Origin of the sequence: Peribacillus sp. B2I2 (assembly GCF_041261685.1) — a bacterium.
Classification (GTDB): Bacteria; Bacillota; Bacilli; order Bacillales; family DSM-1321; genus Peribacillus.
This window is the reverse complement of sequence record NZ_JBGCCB010000001.1, coordinates 2,350,366-2,369,564: the sequence shown is the minus strand read 5'-3', so window position 1 is coordinate 2,369,564 and position 19,199 is coordinate 2,350,366. Positions and strand designations below refer to the sequence as shown.

Annotated in this window: 24 protein-coding genes, 1 pseudogene and 1 riboswitch; of the genes and pseudogenes, 5 read left to right on the top strand and 20 right to left on the bottom strand. The window is 40.0% G+C overall.

Translation table 11 applies throughout. The annotated features are described in order from the left end of the window. Positions 1 to 65: 65 nt before the first annotated feature. Positions 66 to 218, top strand: a complete 153-nt coding sequence (sspO, locus tag ABIE66_RS11875; protein WP_370014822.1) for a small acid-soluble spore protein O — start codon at positions 66 to 68, stop codon at positions 216 to 218. A gap of 117 nt (positions 219 to 335) precedes the next feature. Here sspO and ABIE66_RS11870 read toward each other — a convergent pair whose 3' ends face one another. After that, positions 336 to 599: a hypothetical protein gene (locus ABIE66_RS11870; RefSeq protein WP_061462981.1), complete on the bottom strand. Its 264-nt coding sequence runs from the start codon at positions 597 to 599 to the stop codon at positions 336 to 338. Between the two features lie 116 nt (positions 600 to 715). On the opposite strand from ABIE66_RS11870, the gene ABIE66_RS11865 reads away from it, so the two are divergent. Next, positions 716 to 859, top strand: a complete 144-nt coding sequence (locus ABIE66_RS11865) for a small acid-soluble spore protein P (RefSeq protein ID WP_083450736.1) — start codon at positions 716 to 718, stop codon at positions 857 to 859. Between the two features lie 192 nt (positions 860 to 1,051). Here ABIE66_RS11865 and ABIE66_RS11860 read toward each other — a convergent pair whose 3' ends face one another. The 15 genes and pseudogenes from ABIE66_RS11860 to ABIE66_RS11790 all read right to left on the bottom strand — a co-directional run bounded on the left by ABIE66_RS11860 (position 1,052) and on the right by ABIE66_RS11790 (position 15,596). After that, a complete protein-coding gene (locus ABIE66_RS11860; RefSeq protein ID WP_370014820.1) occupies positions 1,052 to 2,071 on the bottom strand; it encodes a thiazole biosynthesis adenylyltransferase ThiF in 1,020 nt (339 codons plus the stop codon). Next, positions 2,068 to 2,835, bottom strand: coding sequence for a thiazole synthase (locus ABIE66_RS11855; protein WP_370014819.1), 768 nt, complete (start codon positions 2,833 to 2,835; stop codon positions 2,068 to 2,070). Before ABIE66_RS11855 ends, ABIE66_RS11860 begins: the two co-directional genes overlap by 4 nt. 1 nt (position 2,836) lies before the next feature. Next, a complete protein-coding gene (thiS, locus tag ABIE66_RS11850; protein WP_370014818.1) occupies positions 2,837 to 3,040 on the bottom strand; it encodes a sulfur carrier protein ThiS in 204 nt (67 codons plus the stop codon). A gap of 14 nt (positions 3,041 to 3,054) precedes the next feature. Next, positions 3,055 to 4,179, bottom strand: a complete 1,125-nt coding sequence (gene thiO, locus ABIE66_RS11845; protein WP_370014817.1) for a glycine oxidase ThiO — start codon at positions 4,177 to 4,179, stop codon at positions 3,055 to 3,057. A 1-nt stretch (position 4,180) separates the two neighbouring features. After that, entirely contained in the window at positions 4,181 to 4,792 is a 612-nt protein-coding gene (gene tenI, locus ABIE66_RS11840) for a thiazole tautomerase TenI (RefSeq protein WP_370014816.1), read from the bottom strand. Positions 4,793 to 4,824: 32 nt separating this feature from the next. After that, positions 4,825 to 5,607, bottom strand: a complete 783-nt coding sequence (locus ABIE66_RS11835; protein ID WP_289324842.1) for an energy-coupling factor transporter transmembrane component T family protein — start codon at positions 5,605 to 5,607, stop codon at positions 4,825 to 4,827. After that, on the bottom strand, positions 5,608 to 7,077 hold the full coding sequence (locus ABIE66_RS11830) for an ABC transporter ATP-binding protein (protein WP_370014815.1): 1,470 nt from the start codon (positions 7,075 to 7,077) through the stop codon (positions 5,608 to 5,610). 12 nt (positions 7,078 to 7,089) lie between these two features. After that, a complete protein-coding gene (locus ABIE66_RS11825) occupies positions 7,090 to 7,674 on the bottom strand; it encodes an ECF transporter S component (protein WP_289316637.1) in 585 nt (194 codons plus the stop codon). 13 nt (positions 7,675 to 7,687) lie between these two features. Further along, positions 7,688 to 8,371 carry a thiaminase II gene (tenA, locus tag ABIE66_RS11820; RefSeq protein ID WP_289316638.1) on the bottom strand — a complete coding sequence of 228 codons (684 nt, stop codon included), beginning with the start codon at positions 8,369 to 8,371 and terminating at the stop codon, positions 7,688 to 7,690. A 136-nt stretch (positions 8,372 to 8,507) separates the two neighbouring features. Then, positions 8,508 to 8,636: riboswitch (TPP riboswitch) on the bottom strand. Positions 8,637 to 8,771: 135 nt separating this feature from the next. Beyond that, positions 8,772 to 9,518 (bottom strand): SDR family NAD(P)-dependent oxidoreductase, encoded by a 747-nt coding sequence (locus ABIE66_RS11815; protein WP_370014814.1) that lies wholly within the window; start codon positions 9,516 to 9,518, stop codon positions 8,772 to 8,774. A gap of 51 nt (positions 9,519 to 9,569) precedes the next feature. After that, positions 9,570 to 11,207, bottom strand: a complete 1,638-nt coding sequence (locus tag ABIE66_RS11810) for an AMP-binding protein (protein ID WP_370014813.1) — start codon at positions 11,205 to 11,207, stop codon at positions 9,570 to 9,572. Positions 11,208 to 11,225: 18 nt separating this feature from the next. After that, the gene (menB, locus tag ABIE66_RS11805; RefSeq protein ID WP_370014811.1) at positions 11,226 to 12,026 is read right to left on the bottom strand and encodes a 1,4-dihydroxy-2-naphthoyl-CoA synthase; all 801 of its coding nucleotides are present in this window, start codon (positions 12,024 to 12,026) and stop codon (positions 11,226 to 11,228) included. A gap of 388 nt (positions 12,027 to 12,414) precedes the next feature. Then, positions 12,415 to 13,568 (bottom strand): annotated as a pseudogene (locus ABIE66_RS11800) (acyl-CoA dehydrogenase family protein). Between the two features lie 271 nt (positions 13,569 to 13,839). Continuing rightward, on the bottom strand, positions 13,840 to 15,162 hold the full coding sequence (locus ABIE66_RS11795; RefSeq protein ID WP_370014810.1) for a sigma-54 interaction domain-containing protein: 1,323 nt from the start codon (positions 15,160 to 15,162) through the stop codon (positions 13,840 to 13,842). A gap of 5 nt (positions 15,163 to 15,167) precedes the next feature. Further along, entirely contained in the window at positions 15,168 to 15,596 is a 429-nt protein-coding gene (locus tag ABIE66_RS11790) for a MaoC/PaaZ C-terminal domain-containing protein (RefSeq protein ID WP_289335517.1), read from the bottom strand. Positions 15,597 to 15,703: 107 nt separating this feature from the next. On the opposite strand from ABIE66_RS11790, the gene ABIE66_RS11785 reads away from it, so the two are divergent. Both ABIE66_RS11785 and ABIE66_RS11780 read left to right on the top strand, forming a co-directional pair. Beyond that, positions 15,704 to 15,937 carry a hypothetical protein gene (locus tag ABIE66_RS11785; RefSeq protein ID WP_370014809.1) on the top strand — a complete coding sequence of 78 codons (234 nt, stop codon included), beginning with the start codon at positions 15,704 to 15,706 and terminating at the stop codon, positions 15,935 to 15,937. A gap of 37 nt (positions 15,938 to 15,974) precedes the next feature. Further along, positions 15,975 to 16,337: a hypothetical protein gene (locus ABIE66_RS11780; protein ID WP_370014808.1), complete on the top strand. Its 363-nt coding sequence runs from the start codon at positions 15,975 to 15,977 to the stop codon at positions 16,335 to 16,337. Here ABIE66_RS11780 and ABIE66_RS11775 read toward each other — a convergent pair. After that, entirely contained in the window at positions 16,323 to 16,727 is a 405-nt protein-coding gene (locus tag ABIE66_RS11775) for a flavin reductase family protein (RefSeq protein WP_370014807.1), read from the bottom strand. The two genes, ABIE66_RS11780 and ABIE66_RS11775, sit on opposite strands and share 15 nt — an antisense overlap. 382 nt (positions 16,728 to 17,109) lie before the next feature. Here ABIE66_RS11775 and ABIE66_RS11770 point away from each other — a divergent pair, with 382 nt between their 5' ends. After that, positions 17,110 to 17,895 (top strand): protein kinase domain-containing protein, encoded by a 786-nt coding sequence (locus ABIE66_RS11770; protein WP_370014806.1) that lies wholly within the window; start codon positions 17,110 to 17,112, stop codon positions 17,893 to 17,895. Here the strand turns inward: ABIE66_RS11770 and ABIE66_RS11765 are convergent. The 3 genes from ABIE66_RS11765 to ABIE66_RS11755 form a co-directional block, all read right to left on the bottom strand. Continuing rightward, positions 17,888 to 18,010, bottom strand: a complete 123-nt coding sequence (locus ABIE66_RS11765; RefSeq protein ID WP_289324830.1) for a hypothetical protein — start codon at positions 18,008 to 18,010, stop codon at positions 17,888 to 17,890. The two genes, ABIE66_RS11770 and ABIE66_RS11765, sit on opposite strands and share 8 nt — an antisense overlap. 307 nt (positions 18,011 to 18,317) lie before the next feature. Continuing rightward, a complete protein-coding gene (locus ABIE66_RS11760) occupies positions 18,318 to 18,710 on the bottom strand; it encodes a hypothetical protein (protein WP_370014805.1) in 393 nt (130 codons plus the stop codon). Between the two features lie 206 nt (positions 18,711 to 18,916). Beyond that, positions 18,917 to 19,189 carry an HU family DNA-binding protein gene (locus ABIE66_RS11755; protein WP_063233522.1) on the bottom strand — a complete coding sequence of 91 codons (273 nt, stop codon included), beginning with the start codon at positions 19,187 to 19,189 and terminating at the stop codon, positions 18,917 to 18,919. Positions 19,190 to 19,199 lie beyond the last annotated feature (10 nt).

Sequence of the window (19,199 nt, the reverse complement as noted above, 5' to 3'; positions counted from 1 at the left end):
AAACATATTAGTCATACATACATAATCATTCAGCATTATCACATTCTATGGGTGGAGGTGTCGAAATGTCAAAACAAAAGGCAAATCATGTTATACCAGGAATGAATGCTGCAAAAGCGCAAGGTAATGGAGCAGGTTACAATGATGAACTGGGAAATGAACCCCCATTATCGGAAATGCAAAGGCAAAATAATAAAAAAAGAAAGAAAAACCAATGATTTCCCTCTTTTCTAGGCTTTAAATAGGATAGGCTTTTTGAAATTGCAGATGTACTGCTCTTTTCAAAAAGCCTATTCCATTATAAAAATCAGGAAAATCCCGATAGACCTAGGCACTCAATAGTCCTCTGAATTGACCTCATTGACGATAGCCTGAATATCCTGCTCGAATTGCTTCAATTGTTCTCTCTGATGCTCGGAAGCGGTGACTAAAGCAGATTGTATTTGCTGATAGGCCTCATTCACTTCCTGCTTCACATGTTTCAATTCCGTTCCATAATTCGGTGCGTTTTTCTCGATCGATGAGTATACATCAAATACTTGTTGATAACTTTGCTGGGCTTCCTGGAAAGTCCTTCGCTTATCCTGTTTATCCTGCATTTGTGTTCAGCTCCTTAAATATAGTGTCCATCCATAGCATGTACGAGGTTTGCAAATATATGTATGTGAATAAAATTTCACGGACTGATTATCTTAAGTAGTAGGAGGGATCGCACATGAACAAAAATGATGGTAAAGATATTCGAAAAAATGCACCTAAAGGAAATAACCCAGGTCAACCTGCACCGTTAAGCGGTTCTCATAAGGTAAAAAATAGACAGCACTCCCGTCAGAAGCATAATAGCAGTCATGATATGTAAGCTGCTTATATAATCGATCCAAAGCGAAGCGGTGCCGCCCTTAAAGGCAGACACCGCTTTCGTTTTATGTTTTCACTGCAATCAAGTCGCAAGAAGAATGTTCGATAACTTCCTATTATAATGCCAAATTCATTTGGCACTTCTTTCATTAATACGCTTGTTCATATCAGGTCAGTTCCATTCTCGTTTTCTTCACCCAACATAACGATGATATAATGTTTTGGCTTCTGCAATATCTTTAGTTCCATGGATCAAGGCCCGTCCATCTTTAAAAATAACCAACCGATGGTTTCCGTTCGTAAATGAAAGTAAATAAGGATTTCTAACGATTTTCCCACCTTGTGCAAGAAGATTTTTTTCCAGTTCCGCTAGGTCTCTTTCAAGTTTCATCGCCGGCCGGATCTGGACAGAATCCCTCCCGCATAATACGGCAGTCTTTGTTTGATTTGAAAAGGAAAGATGTGGATAAGTACGATTTTCCCCGCATGACAAACAACTGTCTTTTTTTAATTTCGTTACATCAATGGACGAGTACTCATTTTTCCAAAGGTCGAATGATACGATCTTGTTTCTAAGAGATGCATAATCTTCGACAAGGATTTTTAATGCTTCCGCCATTTGATGGGCAACGACCGTTTGAACGGCAGGGCTTATGATCCCAGCCGTATCACAGGTCAGCCCTCCAATTGGAACCGTTTCAAGCAAACAATTCAAACATGGGGTCACCTCTGGAATCACCGTGTAACTTATCCCATAACTCCCAACACACGCTCCGTAAATCCAGGGTATTTTATATTTTTGTGCACTATCATTAATGATCATCCTGGTATCGAAATTATCAGTGGCATCCAATATTAAATCCACGTCTTCAACGAGCTTCGCCAATTCATCAACCGAGACATCCGCCACAAGCGATGTTACGGTAACATCTGAATTTAAAGCATTCAAACGATTCTTCGCTGCCACTGCTTTCGGTATTCTTTTTTCAGCATCTTCTTCACAATAAAGCTGTTGTCTTTGAAGGTTACTCCACTCCACATAATCCCTGTCTACAATGGTCAGCTTCCCAATTCCTGCTCGTACAAGGCCTTCCGCACTTCCTGTACCAAGAGCACCCGCTCCAATCACTAAAACGTGTTTTTTGCGAATTTTCAATTGCCCTTCTTCCCCTATAGGGCCAAAAAGTTCTTGACGTGAATAACGTTCATTCATCCAATGCTCATTCCTTCAACTGGACTGCTTGCAATGGCGTATTCATTTTTTTCAATTCTTCCTGCTTCATACCCTAATCGACCTGCTTCAATGGCAAGCTTCATTGCTTTCGCCATTTTGACGGGGTCTTTTGCTCCGGAGACTGCAGTGTTAAGCAATACGCCATCCGCCCCTAATTCCATGGCGATTGCCGCATCGGAGGGCGTTCCAATCCCTGCGTCAACAATAACCGGAATCTCTGATTGTTCGATGATGAATCGTAAGTTCAGTGGGTTTATAATGCCTTGACCAGAGCCAATCGGTGAAGCACCAGGCATGATTGCATGACATCCCACTTTTTCCAGGCGTTTAGCAAGCAACACATCATCCGAGGTATAGGGTAATACAGTGAATCCCAGTTTCACTAATTCTTCAGCAGCTTTCAATGTTTCAATCGGATCGGGCAGAAGGGTTTTTTGACAGCCGATGACTTCTACCTTAATCATGTCACATAAACCTGAAGCCTTCGCAAGGTGGGCTATACGCACTGCTTCTTTAGCCGTTTTAGCTCCTGCTGTATTGGGAAGGAGTGTATATTTTTTCAAATCAAGCTTTTCTAAGAAATTAGGCTGACTGGCTTCAAAAATGTTCATTCTCCGGACCGCAAACGTTAATATTTCCGTCTCTGAAACCTCCACTGATTGCTTTTGAACATCGAAATTCGGATATTTCCCAGTACCTAATAATAACCTTGAAGAAAATTCATAAGAACCTATCTTTAACATTTCATCCGCCTCCTACAAAATGTACAATCTCGACCTTGTCTCCATTTGACAAAAGTGTTTCACTTAGATTTTCTTTTGTTAATATTTCATCATTCAATTCAACGATCACTACTTTTTGATGTAAATTAAAGTGTTTCAAAAGCGCTGTAACTGTTGATTCATCAGCAGGTATCCGTATTTTTTCCCCGTTAATAATCAATTCCAATTCATCCACCTCCATTAAGAAAAAAGGGTCTGTATCGAACGATCCAATCGAAAAGCGGACCATTCAGGATTTGTCTTCCTTTCCACCATATCCGCTATAAGTACACCTGTAATTGGAGAAAGCAGGATGCCATTCCTGAAGTGCCCCGTTGCAATGAAAAGTCCTTTGCATGCTGGGTGTTCACCAAAATATGGCAATCCATCCCCTGTTTGGGGACGTATACCTGCCCATGTCTTTTCCCACTCGGTTCCTTTAATTGCCGGAAGCAATTGCGTTGCCTTTTCTATTAACGTTGAAATCCCTTCCAAACTTACCTTTTGATCGAAAGTGTTCGCTTTAACCGTTGCGCCGACAATGATTCTTCCGCCAACTTTGGGCACAAGATAGCAGCCATGTGAAAAGATCGTTTTTTCAAGTAATGGGCGATCAGTCAGGACGGAAAAGCACTCTCCCTTTACCGGATATGTATCGAGGTTTATCCCTGATTTTTCAAGGAGGAAGGCACTCCACGCACCACTTGCCACAATTACAGTTTCACTTGAAAATTCGCCTATATTTGTGACCACTCCTTTTACACATCCGTTTTCCGTACATAAATCAGAGACATGGACAAATTCCTTTATATCTACACCAAGGGTAGCTGCAGATTTAGCAAAAGCGAGCGACAGCCTGGTGGCTGAAACTTGTCCATCCTTCGGAATGAACATGGCTCCCTTAATCTCATCCGAAAGAAGTGGTTCCATTTTCCTTATTTCGGCAGTCGATAACCATTCCGCCTCTAGTCCCGCATCTTGCTGGACTTTGATCATGTCCATCGATTCGGCTACTTGATCATTCGTTAGCGCCACCTTAAACATACCCTTATTCACTAATTCGATGTCAATTCCACTTAAGTCCTTTAATTCTTCCGACAGTGCAGGAAACATCCCCCTGCTTCGGCTTGCCAAACTAAAAAGCGGGTTATCAGCATCTAATTCGGCTTGTGCTCCTAACATCCCGGCTGCAGCACTGGATGCTTTACTGGCAATTCTATCTTTTTCCAATAAAAGGACCTTTTTACCTCGTTTGGCTAATTGAAAAGCAATGGATCCACCAATTACCCCTCCCCCAACAATGATTGCATCATATATGGAATTCATTTTATGTCTCCTTTCCTAAAGACTTCGAATATTCTTTAACGGCTCTAACCGGGTTTTCAGCTTCAAGCACACCTGACATGACCGCAATTCCGTGTGCGCCCGCATCCTTTACAACTTGGCAATTGGAAGGAGTTATTCCGCCTATCGCAATAATCGGAAGATTGACATTTCTTGTGATTGCATGAAGTTCCTCCACTCCCTTAGGAGGTAGGCCGCGTTTTGAATTTGTTTCAAAAACATGTCCATAGATCGCGTAATCGGCCCCGTTACGGAAAGCGGCTTTCGCTTCATCCATGGAATGGATCGAACAGCCAACACTCATCCCTGGAAATGCTCCTTTTACGACTCCTGCATCTAAACTATGAAAAGCCAATTGCACACCAAATACATTGTGTACCCAGGCTACATCCACACGATCATTTATGATGATCTTAGACAGCGGAATCTTATTATCATGCAATAGGGTCACTGCACGATAGAGTTCTGATGCATTCATGTGCTTTTCCCTTAGATAGAAGAAATCAACATGTTCCTGAATCCTAGAAGCGATTTCTACGAACTTCTCAATTGGCTGTTTCCCAGTAGAAATAATATGCAATTCTAGTGCATTCATACTAAGAACCCCTAACTAGTAAAGTTGTAATCTCATAAAATCAAAGATAGTAACGGGAATTGAATCGATAGATAAAACCCAGCCAACAGCAGGATGAAAAAATACAGAATGAATCCATGGTCCTTTCTTGAAAACCCAAATTCATAATAGTATGTTCGATCCCGAGTGTCTGTAAATCGCTTGGCCTCCATCGCAACCGCGATTCGGTGAGCACGTCTGATGCTTCCGGATAACAACGGGATGGAATAAGCTTTCATTTTAAAATATACCGATCTAATCCCTTTTCCCCTTTTGAAACCACGTACCTTCATCGCGTTTCGTATCGTTTGAAATTCCTCCATCATGATGGGGATGAGCCTTAATGCCGCCATGAAACTATAGGCATATTTCGGTTTAAGCTTTACTTGCTGCATTAAGGAATAAAACAAGTTCACTGGTCTCGTCGTTAAGGAAAAAGTTAAACCTAGTGCCGCGAAAAGCAATGCTCGAAAGCCTACCAGTAATCCCCTCATGAAACTTTCTTCCGAAATCGATATGAGACCCCACTCAAACCAAACCGTTTCACCTTGCCCGAATAATATCATTGCGGAAGAGGTGGATATAAAAATGAAACAAAAAGGGATCGACAAAAGTAAGATGCGTTTTATCGAATGCCCGGTAAAAAACAAAAATAAAAGTAAAACGCCAATGGTAATATTCATCATGTAATTCAGGTCATGAATGAATAGCGCCACGATGCATAACACGAGCAATACACAAAGTTTAAGGCTTGGATTAACCTTATGGAGCCATGTTTCTGCATTTGTAAGATTCATCTACATGACACTCCTTTTAACTTTTGTCTCCAAAAATCCTGATTGCGTGATGTTTTCATCACTTATTACGTATCCGTCTTTAACCGTCCAGATCCTGGTTGCAAAGTTGTTTGAAATATGATCGTCATGAGTTACCATGATCACTGTTGTTCCGCGCCTTCGGTATTCCTCAAACCATTCCAGTAATGCAAAGGTATTTTTCGAATCTTGGCCAAAGGTTGGCTCATCCAGGAGAATGATTTTTTTGTCTATTACGATTGAGGCAGCTACACTTAAGCGACGCTTTTGACCCATTGATAATTGAAACGGATGTTTATCCCGATGTGCCTCAAGGCGGAACACTCCAAGTAATGATTGGACTCTCTCCTCGATTTCTTGTTGCGGCCTTTTTTCAATTCTCAATGAATAAGCAATTTCTTCATATACAGAATTTGCAACGAACTGAAACTCAGGATTTTGAAAGACAAACGTCATATGATCCGTTAGATTTTTCACCCTTCTAATAGGGGACCCCATTAATTCATACTGACCACTCGTTTTTATGAACTGCATCAGTGCATGTAAAAGAGTACTCTTCCCCGCGCCATTTTCTCCACTGATTACAATCCATTCACCTGAATGGACCTGCAGCTCCTCAACCTTGATTTTCGCTTCCTTTTTCCGGAATCCGCTAAAACCTTGCACATGAATAAGGGGGGCCCCCACACTAAATGGGTTTTCACGAATGAGCTCATGGTCATGTACATACTCATCCCAAACACCTGGGAACCAAATTCCATGTTCTTTCATTTCATTTTTATATAGGGAAAGAATGGTATCTTTTGGACCATCAGCTATGATTTGACCGTCATCATTAAAAAGCACGATTCGTTCGATGAATTCTAAAACATGATCAATTTTATGTTCCACGATAATAACCGTCTTGTCTCGTCCGACTCCCTTCAACAAGTCCCAGATTTCTTTTGTTCCTTCCGGATCGAGCATGGCGGTTGGTTCATCTAAAAATATCACTTCCGGTTCAAGGGCCAATACTGAAGCAATGGCCAGACGCTGTTTCATCCCGCCTGATAATGTATCAATACTTGTATGGATATCGTCTAGATTCAATCCTACCTCACGGATATGTTTTTGGATCTTCTCTTTCATTTCTTTTTTAGGGACGGAAAGATTCTCAAGGACGAAGGCAATTTCCTCATCAGCAAACGGCATGCAAAACTGACTATCAGGGTCTTGAAAAACATATCCCCATGAAGAAGGACACTTCAATTCTTCCGCCTTCATCGGAACTTCGATGGAATTCGGAATCAATCCGCTTAATACTTGCAAAAGAGTCGACTTACCACATCCTGATGGTCCCAACAATAGAACTTTTTCACCTTTATCAAATGAGACGGATAAGTCCTTGAAAATCAATGACTCATCACCTGGAAATTTCATTCTTAACTTCTCAACATGAACGATTCGTTCCATGGCCATCAACCTCTACTTTTGGTCCAGTTCTGCATAATCTTTACTTGAAACTGGACGAACAAGATTAGTTACTCCTGTTGCTTCCAGGACTTTAACTAGATAATAAGCTGTTACACCTGCAAAGAATATGGAACCCAAGAACCTCGCAATCATGAATAACGATAGATTCCAAAGGGAGAGCGCACCTATTTCCCCGTATGCAAAATCCATGATGACTGATCCCAGGCAGGAAGCCACCGCAGCTAAAACGGCCACCGACATATTGAATTTTTTATATCTGAACGCCATGAACAGCAGTTCAGCGAACAAACCTTGGACCACCCCATATAAGAGTACGGTCAGCCCCCATGGTGAACCCAGAAAGAATTCACCGGAAGCTGCAGCTATCTCTGCCAGAAGTGCTACACCCGGTTTCCGTAAAATCAAAAAGGCAACGGGGCCAGCAATAAACCACATTCCATAAATAAGTTGATCTAGATGTAATCCTAATGGTTTAACGGAATAATATATCGAACCCCAAAGGATATAAACGATTCCAAATGCTACGGCAATCACGATAGTGACTAATATATCCGTTAATTTCAATCCTTTTTTCATGTTTCATTCTCCTTTATACTTCCAGTATTTCCTTATGAACAGGCCATGTCTCTAAGCGATAAGCCATTTCCCAAAATGAGTATTCATATTGGCTGCTAAGGATAAAATGTTCCTTCATTCTTTCCTTATCTTCATCTGTTACTTTTTCAGCAATCTCATCAAGCCTCGCAATTTGTTCTTCCACCAAAGAGCGGAACCACTCTCCTCCGTAAGCCGCTATCCATTCTTGATAAATCGGCTCTTCCGGTTCACACCCTTGCAGCTTTTCGCCAATTTCATAATACAGCCAGTAACATGGCAAGATAGCTGCAATAACATCCCCTAAATGTCCAGAATAAGCCGCACGATACATATGGGAAGTATAAGCATAAGCAGTCGGGGCGGGTTTGAAATTTTCCCTTTCTTCTTTTGTGATGCCTAATCTCTCAGAAAAATTTTCATGAAGCTTCAACTCCGCTTCATATGTTCCTTGTGCGTGGCCGGCAAGCCTGCTTGTTGTATGTAAGTCTGTTGCCTTTACTGCTCCTAAAGCTTGAACTCTAGCAAAATGAGATAAATAATAGGCATCTTGCATGACATAAAAACGAAAACACTCTAATGGCAATGTGCCATCTCCAATTCCTGCAACAAACGGGTGATTAAAACTAGCTTCCCAAATATGATCAACTTCCTGGCGGATTTCCTCTGAAAACTTCATGTCCATTACCTCCAAATTCTATTTTTCAATGAATGATACGGGATAAAAACCTTAAATCACCTCTTTTTTTGCAAATAAAAAACCACTTTCTTTAACGTAAAGAAAGTGGTTTTACTTGAAATAATACAGAAACGTATTGTCCCAGACCCCACTTCCCTACGCTGGTATAAACCAGATCAGGTTCTAAGGGTCTTAAAGTCATACTTTAATCTCAGCTTCTCAGGTAAAACCAAATTTCACCTATAAAGCACCCCTAGTGGTACAAATTGTATATATAATTCATTTGCCTTTATATTAACACGATAAATCCAATTGTCAAACGATTAGAAAAAGTTTTCAAGCTATATTGCTTTAGGATTACTAGCCTTTCAATCTTGCATACTCACCTAACCACGATCAATTAAACCATTGTTAATCCACCATTTACGGAAAGAGTTTGCCCCGTAATATACCCTGCATCTTCCGAAACGAAATAGGCAACAGCACTGGCAATGTCCTCGGGTTGAGCTAGCCGACGGAATGGAATAGCTTTTTCCAAGGCGCTTGCTATACCAACATTATAAGAGCCTATTTCTTGAAATAAAGGAGTATCAGCAGGGCCTGGTGCAACACAATTGATGTTGAGTTTGTGACGTGCCATTTCTCTTGCTATCGTTTTTGTGAAGGCAATCACCCCTCCCTTAGCAGCCGAATAAACTGCCTCTCCACTTGATCCGACCCTAGCTGCATCTGATGCAATATTTACTACCTTGCCGTAACCATTTTCAATCATAAGAGGTAAAATTTCCTTGCAAGTATGGATCTGCCCAAGTAAATTAATATCGATAATCCTTTTCCAAGTGCTTGGATCACTTTTTAAAAAAGGTTCCACCTTATCCCAGCCTGCATTATTAACCAATATATCTATTCTTTGATAATGGTTCACTGATTCTTCAACGGCTTTTTTAACACTTTCTAATTTCGTTACATCACAATAGACCGCTCTGGCTTCAAAACCCGACTTTTCGATTATAGAAACCGTTTCCTCTGCATTTTTAAGATTTATATCAGCCACGATGATGTTAAAATTGCGAGAAGCCAATTTTTTTGCAATCTCTCTGCCAATTCCGCTCCCGGCACCTGTGATAAATGCCATTCTTTTATTCATCATATTCCCTCCACTTTCACCATTTAGTCAATATGGATTTATTTAAGCTGCTTATATATTGTCTATTATCTTTTCATTTATCATTTCCCGGAGCCGGAATTTCTGGATTTTCCCGCTTGCCGTACGAGGAAAGTCATCCATTATTTCAAGAAATTCAGGCCAATATTGTTTGGCCAAACCCTTTTCCGAGAGAAATTCCTGCATGGAATCCATCGTAATCGGGCTCTTTCCCATTTTCATGCTGATACATGCACATGCTTTTTCCTGAAGACGAGAATCTGGAACAGCGATAACCTGAGCGCTAGAAATATCCGGGTGTTCATACAATACATTTTCTACATAAGCAACTGGAATATTTTCGCCGCCACGTATGATTATGTCTTTGTTTCTTCCAGAAATCCGGATATATCCATCTTCATCAATAAATGCTCGATCACCGGTAATGAACCATCCGTCACTATACTCAGCTAAAGTATCATCGATCCGTTTAAAATAGCCGACAAAAAGAGCCGGACCCCTTACTAATAAAGAACCTTCTATATTCGGAGCACAGAGCTCCCCTTCAAGATCCACTACTTTTAGCTCCATCCCCGGAAAGGGAATTCCGTCGGTATTCGTCAGTTTTTCTTCTAGATCCTCAAGTCTCGTCAAGGTTACCAAGCCATCTTCCGTTTGTCCCCATCCTGACAATATCTTGAACGGTACTTTTTCCACGGCTTCCTTTACTAAATGCCTGGGAATCGGGGCACCTAGAGCTACGAAGACTCGTAGCGAATTGAGGTCATAACTTTCTATCCCTTCCATTTGAATCGTATCTTGCAGAAAAGGAGTAGCTCCCGCCGTAAACGTTATCTTTTCCTTCTCAACCCATTCAATAAACTCTCTCGGATTCCAAATGTCTTGATAGACTCCTGTACCTCCAATATGAGTAGGGAGCCTAACTCCATAACCAAAACCTGTTTGATGAGCGAACGTTGACGCCATGAAATGAACGTCATCGGAGGTTAAATGTAAGTGGTCAATCCAATAATCCGTTGATATACAAAGAGTATTATGTGTATGCATTACTCCTTTTGGACTTCCAGTGGTTCCCGAGGTAAAGATAATTTCAGTCACATCATTGGGGTCATGTGTGATTTCATCCAAAATGGATGAATCCATCCGGTCTTCCCAAGGTTCCTCAAATAGTGAGGAGAACAGTTTCATCCCCTTCGGCGCCTTGTCCCCAATCACATATATATGTTTCATTGATGGCCATTGATGGCTTAGTCTCTCAATCATGTCAGGGTAATAAAACCCACGGAAATAATCTGGTACAACAATCATTTTTGATTCTGCCATCCCAACCATATAGCCAATTTCCCTATCTCGATAAATCGGTATCAAGGGATTGCTAATGGCACCGATTCTTGTAACAGCATAGTGTAAGATTATAAATTCATTCCAGTTAGGCAGTTGAAAAGAGACAACATCCCCTTTACCCAATCCTATATGCAAGAGACCCAAAGCGATTCGATCGACCAACTTACCAAGCTGCTTGTAAGTAAAACTACTTTTTTTATCGATAATCGCTATCTTATCTGGATGCTTCACTATAGCATCATTCAAATAATCCAAGATCGTTCGGTTTGGCCAAACGCCTTGATATTTCCCCACATATTCCTGAGTCAAAATCGTCTCCAATTTCACCAGTTTCCATCCCCCTCATCAACCTCTGAATTTTTTAAAATCTACAGGCCTCTTTTCCAGGAAGGCATTTTTTCCTTCTTCCGATTCTTGTGTATTGTAAAACATCGCTAAACTGCCCATCGATAGCTGAGAAATCCCTTGAATGTTTGCACTATCTGCATTAAAGGAATATTTAAGCATTTTTAGCGCAGTAGGACTCTTATCAAGGATCTTTCTTGCCCATTCTTCTGCTGCCTCGTGCAGTTGTTCTGGGGCAACGATTTTGTTCACAAGTCCCATTTCCTTTGCTTCTTGTGCAGAATATTGTTCACACAAATACCAGATTTCCCTTGCTTTCTTTTCTCCGACAATTCGTGCTAAATAAGCTGAACCAAAACCTGCATCATAACTACCGACCTTTGGCCCGCTCTGGCCGAATTTTGCCGTGTCAGATGCAATTGTTAGATCACAAATGACATGAAGGACATGTCCGCCTCCGATGGCAAACCCATTAACCGCTGCAATGACCGGCTTAGGAATGTTGCGGATCGTTTGGTGCAGCGTTTCGATTTCCAATCCCATTCCACCACCTAAACCACCCGAATGATCATATCCTCCTTCTTCTCCCTTTTCTTTTTGATCCCCACCTACACAAAATGCCTTCTCACCTGCTCCAGTCAGAATCACTATACCAACACGATTATCATCCCAAGCGTCCCGGAAGGCCCAAATTAATTCCTGAATGGTTCTGGCACGAAAAGCATTGTAAACTTTAGGTCTGTTCATTGTTATCTTTGCAATTCCACCTTTTTTTTCATAGATTACATCTGTTAATTCCATCGTTTTTCATTCCCTTCATTGTCCTAGTCCATTTAGGATGATTTACCTTGCATCACATCAATTCTTTGTTCATTACGAACGTAATCGGCACTATTACGACTGTAAATGTTTTCTATTTCTTCTTTAATCGTTTCGGTTTCAACTGAATGAAAAATACTAACCTTTATGAATGATTACCCATGTATCTTTTTCAACTCTTTACTTATGGCCTCGGCCATAAGCCCCTCTCTTAATCACTGGAACAGTGGTCTTATTACTTATTGAAGACTCTGGGCTCGCTGACTTCTTTGAAATAATTCATTGATAAACTCCATCGTTCCTAACACCCATGGTAAAAGTCCACTGTATTCTACGGTTTGACTTTTACCATAAACTACATTCCTTTGGATTAATGAGAACGGAACTCCTTTCCTATTATGTCCTTTGCAATGACCATCATATTGGCTTGTGCAGTGCCATCACCAATTTCCAACCCAATCACGTCACGTAAGCGTTGCTCAAGAGGCATTTCCTTCGTATAAGCATAATGACCATTCAACAGTAAACATTCATGGATAGCTTCTACACTATATTTAGGACCTAACCACTTAACAGAAGCCGATTCTTTACTATGATTCAACCCCTGGTCACGAAGCCAAAGTCCTCGATAGGCTTGCCACTTCACCAGTTCTAATTGGGTATAGTGGGTCACAATGGGGAAGGAGACCCTTGATATGTCGCCAACGGTTTACCAAATGAATGTCTGATTTTCACATGTTCGATGGTTTCATCGATACTTTGTGAAGCGGTGCCCACACATTGCAGCCCTATTAACAGCCGACTTAAATCAAACCCATTCATCACTTGGGAAAACCCTTTATTTTGAAGACCAATCATATACTCTTCCGGAACCTCGACATCGGTTAAATATATCGAACCTCTTCCAATCGGGATATTCCCCATGTCTGTGTACCCTCTACATTCAACTCCTGGAATATCGGCAGGAACCATGAAAGCACTTATCCCTCGATTTCCCCATTCAGGTTCCGTCTTTGCAAATATAACAAAGGCATCTCCACACATAGCTACACTAATTCCAGACTTTTCTCCATTAAGCACATACTTATTTCCTTTATGGACAGCTGTTGTTTTAATTCCGCCTGCATCCGTACCGGCGGATGGCTCCGTAATGGCAATGCCAACAATTTTTTCACCACTTGAGATTTTGGGAAGCCACTCTTTTTTCAGTTCCTCGCTAGCGTGATTATTGATAATTTCACCAATTAATGCATTCAACATCACTGCGTAAGTAAGATTGAAATCTCCACGACCTATCTCCTCAGCAGCTATCCCAGTTGTCACACAATCCGCACCGCTTCCTCCATATTCCACTGGAATCCGAAGACCATTCACGCCAAGATCCCCCAGCCTTTCCCACAAATGTTTTGGAGTAATCCCTTCGCGATCCCATTTTGTATAATGTGGAAGCAACTCTTCCTTAGCAAATTCTTTCAATATTTTACGAAAATAATCCTGCTCTTCCGTAAAAGAAAAATTCAGCATATCATTACCTCCAAGTTTAATTACTAATTTATCCGATACCTATATTTTGGACATTCTACGAAACATGAAACCTCTTACATGACAAACTATTATTGCAAGTTGTGTGCCAACTAGAATTCGCTACAAATTTGGCTATTGTTTCCTAAAGCTTTCGCAAGTTTGCATTTTTTCGCAATACTGCAAATCGAATTTGCGAAACTTCACAAAAAAATACACACTTTATAAGTGTGCCCTAATGGTTAACCTGATTACCTTTCATTGGATGATTCTGCTATTTCAATTTGTACTTGGCAATTTTCCTATATAAACTAGCAACATGAATTTTCAGCTTTTGAGCTGCTAAAGAACGATCCCCTTCCGAATCTTTTAATGCTCGCTGAATGGCTGATTTTTCAGCATTACCTACAACTTCATCCAACGTACCGGACATAGAATTATCCATAGCTGAGGGAACCTCCAATATGAAATTAGGTGTAAAATATATAGAATCCAGAGTTAGAGTCCCTCCATCCACGATATTCATTCCGCGTTCGATTATCGCTTTGATTTCACGGATGTTACCAGGCCAATCATATTGGATAAGCCAATCTTGGAGTTTAGGATCAATTTCTTTCACATTGGAGCCTAACTTGTTATTGAAATACTCGACGAAATGATATGCCAGAGGAAGAATATCTTCGTGCCGCTCCCTTAAAGAAGGAATTTTCAATTCAAAAACATAAAGTCGATAATATAAATCTTGGCGGAATTTTCCTTCTTGAATAAGGGTTCTTAAATCCCTGTTCGTCGCCGCAATAATACGTATATCAACATTTTTAGTCCCCGTCCCGCCTAGTCTTTCCACTTCTCTTTCCTGTAAAACTCGTAATAGCTTACCTTGAGCCTGATAAGGCAATTCTGAAATCTCATCTAAAAACAACGTACCATTTTGGGCTAATTCTATTTTTCCAGGCTTACCTTCTTTTTTCGCCCCGCTAAAAGCGCCAGCCTCATAACCAAAAATCTCCGATTCAAATAATTCATCTGGAATCGCGGCACAATTTACCGGCACAAAAGGCTGTGCTTTTCTTGTACTCAAACTATGGATCGCTTGGGCAAAAAGTTCCTTTCCCGTTCCCGTTTCCCCTGTAAGCAGTACGGTTGAACTGCTAGTAGCTATTCTGGCGGCCAGCTCTTTTACTCTCTCTATCTCCTCACTCTTTCCAACAATCTCTTCGAAGCTATATCGACTTTGTAACAAGGAATTTTTCTTGGCTTCATTCTTCTCCAAAGAGTTGGCAAAATACACTAAATCACTGTATTCCAGTTCACCTTGTCGGATGATTATGGTATAAAGGGTACCAGCTTCTCGTCGAACTACCCTTATGAAACAAGAGTGTCCGCTGATCACACCAGAAAATACATGTTTGTGAGCAAGACCTTTCAAAGAAAGGGTGGAAGAAGTGTGAATGACCCTCGTTATGGACTCTCCTATCAAATCAGTCGGCATAATCATGAAATATTCATAAAAGTCAGCAGTGGCGCCTATAACTCTTCCATTTTCATCAACTTCAATCGATCCCCAATTCCTTAACACGTTTTTGACATTTTCCATTTACATCACCTAATATCTTGATTACTTAAAACAAAAATTACAACTTGCCCCTTAATGACTTCAATTCCTTCCTGATTAAAACAAGTCACCTTTTGCGTAACCCAATCTCTATTCAAATTAATATCAATGATCTCCAGTTCAGCTGAAATCATATCGCCTATATGTACTGGATGATAAAAGACCAATTCCTTTTGTAAAAGTATACAGGCACTACCAGGGAGTTTTTCACTGATCACTTGAGTGATAAGGCCTTCCGTTAACAAACCAGGTACAACCGGCTTGCTGAAATTACTTTTCCATGCTTCTTTATTCACTTGATAAATCGGACTGTAATCTTTTGTTAGTTCATTACATAATTTTACGTCAGATTCATTAAATGTGCGTTGCAAACTAGCAACCTGGCCGATGAACAAATCTGTGATTGTTAAACTCATAACATCGCTCCTTTATTTTTCTGAATATTCAATTTTAATATAATGCTAACTATACATAACTTTCCAAGCAAATACTATAAAATGGGAGTTCATTTGTTGTTTTACTCGTGAATTTGGATGGTTTACTCGTGAGTTTGGATGGGTTACTCGTGAATTTGGCGGGTTTACTCGCGAGTTTAGCTATTTTTCTCGTGAGTTTAGGTGGTTTACTCATGAATTCTGCAGCTTTACTCACGAGTTTCGCCGGTTTACTCGTGAATTCAGCTGTTTTACTCGCAAGTTTCGCCATTTTACTCGTGAATTTAGCTGTTTTACTCGCGAGTTTCGCGGTTTACTCGTGAATTTAGCTGTTTTACTCGCGAGTTTCGCGGTTTACTCGTGAATTTAGCTGTTTTACTCGCGAGTTTCGCCGGTTTACTCATGAATTCTGCAGCTTTACTCGCAAGTTTCGCCGGTTTACTCGTGAATTTAGCTGTTTTACTCGCGAGTTTCGCCGGTTTACTCATGAATTCTGCAGCTTTACTCGCAAGTTTCGCCGGTTTACTCGTGAATTTAGCTGTTTTACTCGCAAGTTTCGCCGGTTTACTCGTGAATTTAGCTGTTTTACTCGCGAGTTTCGCCGGTTTACTCGTGAATTTAGCTGTTTTACTCGCGAGTTTCGCCGGTTTACTCGTAAGTTTAGCTGTTTTACTCGGGATTTTAATGCCCATAAGAATCCCCCTTATTTTACGAGTTGTTTAGCAGACCCCATTTTCCCTTGACAGAAGTAAGCGCTTCCAAATCTTCGAAATGTAATTCTTGGATTTCACCTATGAACAAAATATGATCACCAGCATCATACTCTTCCCATGGTTTGCATTCCATCCAGGCAACACTTCCATTTATTTTTGGCGAAATCCCCTTGTTATCCCAGTCAATTTCAAGTGTTTCCTGTTTACTGCCCGCAAATTGCCATGCAATGGATTCTTGTTCATCCGACAAAATATTAATGGTAAATGATCTACCCTTCATGCTATTGCAAGCTTTTGCTTCTTTATGAATTGACACTAAAGCAAGCGGGGGATCCAATGAAACCGAGGTGAATGAATTCACAGTAATACCCTTTTGAACTTCCCCATCAAACCAGCTCACGATCGTAACTCCGGTTGGGAATTTACCAAAGCAATTTCTTAACTCTCGCCCATCTATCTTTTCACCTCCTGCTATTTTATTATGAATTCATTATAGTAAAGGTAAAAATTAAAAAAATCCGATAATTTCATAATATGAAATTACGTAAAATTTTTAATAGTCTTTCAATACTTTTTTCATTGATGGGAATTCTTACGATTGGTATTTTTTCAATATTTTATTGGATATCGTATAAAGGAACACCCCGAAGAAAAGACTTTCATTACCGCATTATCAAAAATCAGTGTTAAACTATCCATGAACATTCATATTTCCAGCTTAGTTAATCAGTATGGTGTATTCTTGACTCAAATAAATGAAAGTGGTGAGGGAAGTTTCAATTTTGCGTTCCATTCGAAAGATCTATCAATTTTTTGTGGATATACCTTTAAAAAAAGGAGTGGTTTTGAATAACCACTACAAGGTAACGTCTGTAATAGGAACAGGTAGCTACGGCATTGTTTATCTTTGCAATGATTTGAAAACGAATGAAAATATAGTGATCAAACAGCTCCGGACAAGTAAACGCCGCAGCAAAAAAGAGCTTGAACAGTTTGAGAGTGAAATCTCCATATTACGAATGTTAAACCACAAAAACATGCCCAAATTTCACGAGAAATTTTCACAAGACGGAAATGTTTATTTTGTGATGGATTTCATTGAAGGGGATAATTTAGAAGATCATATTTTCTTGAATCATATAACGTTCACTGAGAAAGAGTCTCTACTTTTTCTTGATGACCTGGTGGGGTTAGTATCTTTTCTACACAACCATGACATTTTCCATCAAGATTTACGTATACCAAATATTTTACTTAAAGACCATCATCCCATCTTGATAGACTTTGGTTTGTCTAAACGGGCCGTTTCGGCCAATCTCGCAAAAGAATCCATTTTGGAGATGAAAAGGCAGGATTTTTACGATTTGGGGGAAATACTCTTATATGTACTTTATACGACGTACGCTTCCAAAAGTAAAAAGGCTCTTCCTTGGACAGAAGAGCTTTCGTTAGAAAAAGGAACCGTGCATATACTGAAAAGGTTATTAAGCATCCAAGAACCTTATTCAGATATTAAAGAACTCTCAATGGACCTGCATGCTGCTTTAGAGTCTAAGAATTTCAATTAGCTGCTACTGCCTCGTCCTTTTCTTTTGTAGCGGTCACTTCCACCCATGGGAGATCGTTTATACCCTCTGCTGCTACTGCTGCTGCCTCGGCGATAATGACCATGTCTTCGCTCACTGCTGCCTTGGGAAAGTTGTTTGATTTTTTTCATTATTTTCTTCAACATATCTTTCACCTCTTTTATATTGATTTTAAAGCTTGTTATTCATTAGCCTAACATAGTCACAGTATAAACCTTATTAATAAGTACTATAAATTTTTTTCATTCGGGTTAATTCCATTACTGCCTTACTTTTCTGGTGGAGTGAGATTATTTTCATTGTTGGTGAAATGATAATGCCCTTACTGCCATCCATTTAAAATGACATTATTAAAAAGAATCGATAAACCGAATTGTATATTGGACCACTTCTCCTTAAGTGGACTAATTAGGTATGCCTTGCTGTTTCATCTTGAACGAGGGCTTTACATAAATGGAATATATCAAAACAATCATTGACCAAATCGAATTTCCAATAAAAGGCTGTTGATTGTGTGATAATAATAAAGTCAAACTAATCATTCCGAACAGGGCTGAATATCCAATCATCATCCAAAATCCCCACATTTCCAACCTCATATATCCGTAGATCATCACGATGGATATAAGCGCCACTAATACTCGAATCAAGCGTTCTGGTACATCAGCTAATCCAAATCTTGTCATCAACCCTATTTGATTGGCATTAGGATCATAGAAAACTGATGTAAACAGTAAAATGCTCGCACCGAAAATATAAAAATAACCAATTAAAGAAACTCCTAATGGCCTTTTCATAACTATATCCCGCCTCATAAAAAAATAACAGATCGTTATTTACCTTTTCCATTTCAGTGGATTCTTGGTAACTCAAGAATAGCATAAGACGGGTTAATTGAAAATAATCTACCGTTTTACGAATCGCCCTGCTCAAGAACGAGTATCAGGCAGTAAATAAAAAAACCTGGCGAAAATTTCATCGCCAGGTTTTTCTTCATTGATTTTTATTTTACAGCTTCTTTTAATTCCTTACCTGCTTTAAAAGCGGGTACTTTACTAGCTGCAATTTGGATTTCTTCGCCAGTTTGCGGGTTTCTTCCTGTACGAGCTGCACGGTCACGCACTTCAAATGTACCGAAACCAACTAATTGGATTTTTTCTTCTTTAGCAAGAGTAGCCGTGATTGTTTCAAACAATGCATCCACTACTTTTTTTGCGTCGTCTTTTGTCAGTTCAGCTTGTGCTGCCACACTACTCACTAATTCTGTTTTATTCATATGAACACCT

Bases quoted from the DNA above. Each gene is read 5' to 3' on its own strand.
- sspO (WP_370014822.1), top strand. From the start codon at position 66: ATGTCAAAACAAAAGGCAAATCATGTTATACCAGGAATGAATGCTGCA.
- ABIE66_RS11870 (WP_061462981.1), bottom strand. From the start codon at position 599: ATGCAGGATAAACAGGATAAGCGAAGGACTTTCCAGGAAGCCCAGCAA.
- ABIE66_RS11865 (WP_083450736.1), top strand. From the start codon at position 716: ATGAACAAAAATGATGGTAAAGATATTCGAAAAAATGCACCTAAAGGA.
- ABIE66_RS11860 (WP_370014820.1), bottom strand. From the start codon at position 2,071: ATGAATGAACGTTATTCACGTCAAGAACTTTTTGGCCCTATAGGGGAA.
- ABIE66_RS11855 (WP_370014819.1), bottom strand. From the start codon at position 2,835: ATGTTAAAGATAGGTTCTTATGAATTTTCTTCAAGGTTATTATTAGGT.
- thiO (WP_370014817.1), bottom strand. From the start codon at position 4,179: ATGAATTCCATATATGATGCAATCATTGTTGGGGGAGGGGTAATTGGT.
- tenI (WP_370014816.1), bottom strand. From the start codon at position 4,792: ATGAATGCACTAGAATTGCATATTATTTCTACTGGGAAACAGCCAATT.
- ABIE66_RS11835 (WP_289324842.1), bottom strand. From the start codon at position 5,607: ATGAATCTTACAAATGCAGAAACATGGCTCCATAAGGTTAATCCAAGC.
- ABIE66_RS11830 (WP_370014815.1), bottom strand. From the start codon at position 7,077: ATGGAACGAATCGTTCATGTTGAGAAGTTAAGAATGAAATTTCCAGGT.
- ABIE66_RS11825 (WP_289316637.1), bottom strand. From the start codon at position 7,674: ATGAAAAAAGGATTGAAATTAACGGATATATTAGTCACTATCGTGATT.
- tenA (WP_289316638.1), bottom strand. From the start codon at position 8,371: ATGAAGTTTTCAGAGGAAATCCGCCAGGAAGTTGATCATATTTGGGAA.
- ABIE66_RS11815 (WP_370014814.1), bottom strand. From the start codon at position 9,518: ATGAATAAAAGAATGGCATTTATCACAGGTGCCGGGAGCGGAATTGGC.
- menB (WP_370014811.1), bottom strand. From the start codon at position 12,026: ATGGAATTAACAGATGTAATCTATGAAAAAAAAGGTGGAATTGCAAAG.
- ABIE66_RS11795 (WP_370014810.1), bottom strand. From the start codon at position 15,162: ATGGAAAATGTCAAAAACGTGTTAAGGAATTGGGGATCGATTGAAGTT.
- ABIE66_RS11790 (WP_289335517.1), bottom strand. From the start codon at position 15,596: ATGAGTTTAACAATCACAGATTTGTTCATCGGCCAGGTTGCTAGTTTG.
- ABIE66_RS11760 (WP_370014805.1), bottom strand. From the start codon at position 18,710: ATGAAAAGGCCATTAGGAGTTTCTTTAATTGGTTATTTTTATATTTTC.
- ABIE66_RS11755 (WP_063233522.1), bottom strand. From the start codon at position 19,189: ATGAATAAAACAGAATTAGTGAGTAGTGTGGCAGCACAAGCTGAACTG.